The sequence below is a fragment of the Brevibacillus sp. NRRL NRS-603 genome (genome assembly GCF_003013445.1).
Taxonomy (GTDB): domain Bacteria; phylum Bacillota; class Bacilli; order Brevibacillales; family Brevibacillaceae; genus Brevibacillus; species Brevibacillus formosus.
In genome coordinates this window covers 1-1004 of sequence record NZ_PXZN01000165.1, presented here as the reverse complement: position 1 = coordinate 1004, position 1004 = coordinate 1, and the positions used below count along the sequence as shown (strand labels likewise).

General features: G+C 49.6%; 1 protein-coding gene and 1 pseudogene. Both read right to left on the bottom strand.

Annotated elements, in window-relative coordinates:
• Positions 1 to 309 (bottom strand): annotated as a pseudogene (locus tag C7R94_RS29640) (methyl-accepting chemotaxis protein); the annotation flags it as partial.
• Positions 310 to 393: 84 nt separating this feature from the next.
• Positions 394 to 1004 (bottom strand): ABC transporter substrate-binding protein (locus C7R94_RS29635; RefSeq protein WP_146142866.1); only part of this gene is annotated, 611 nt, incomplete at its 5' end.

Below are 1004 nucleotides of genomic sequence, written 5' to 3'. Positions count from 1 at the left end.
CGTCACGCCTGTCGCCAAGCAACCGACTACTTGCCCGTTTTCCACAAGCGGATAGCCGACTGCGATATAAGGAATGCCGTAGAGCTCTTTGGAAATCTTCTTTACTACCCGCTTGCCCTCTTTTACCGCTGTCGCATTGATACTCCCCGGTCGCAATTCGTCTCCTACTCGAATTCCCAGGTTCAAGCCCTGTGCTGGATAGTAGGCGAGAAACTTCTCTTTGTCGGTGACTCCTACCATACATTCGGACAGAAATGCCTTTTGCAAAATCGGTGCAACCATTAAGACGCTATTCAGCAATTGAGACATGCATGATCCTCCTAGCCTTGTAATGAAAACAACAATTCCCCCCGCATTCTTTTTCACAACGCGGAGGGATCGAAGGTCTTTCACTTATTTAACGAGCTGGAATTTTCCATCCTTCACTTCAACCATGATCATGCTGTCTTCTGTCAAACCGTTATGATCATCAGCCGTGAACTTGAATTCTCCGGTTACCCCTACGTATTTTACCTTTTCCAGTACTTCGCCCAGCTTGGAGGTGTCGCCTCCTGCTTGCTTCAAGCCTTCCACGAGCAAATTCAAGCCGTCGTATCCGTATCCCGCGAAGCCGTCTGGCTGTGTATTGTAGGCAGCTTGATAGCCATCCACGAATTTTTTGATGATCGCAGATTGCGGATCGTCTGCCGCTACTTGTTCAGGAATGAGCAGTTTTCCAGCCACCATCAGGACACCCTCGCCAGCGTCTCCAATCAGTTCGAGGAATTTGCTGTTCGCAGAGCCATGGCTGCTAATGATCGGAATAGTGAGGTTCAGTTGCTTGGCTTCCTTCACAATCGTAGCCGGTCCAGGGTTCGTGCCTGCCACAATCAGTGCCTGCGCATCAGTCCCTTTGATCTTGGTCAATTGGGAGCTCATGGACGGATCTTTTGTGCCGTACTTTTCTTCGGCTACAATCGTGATGCCGTATTCAGGCGCATATTTTTGCAATTGCGTGGTCCAGC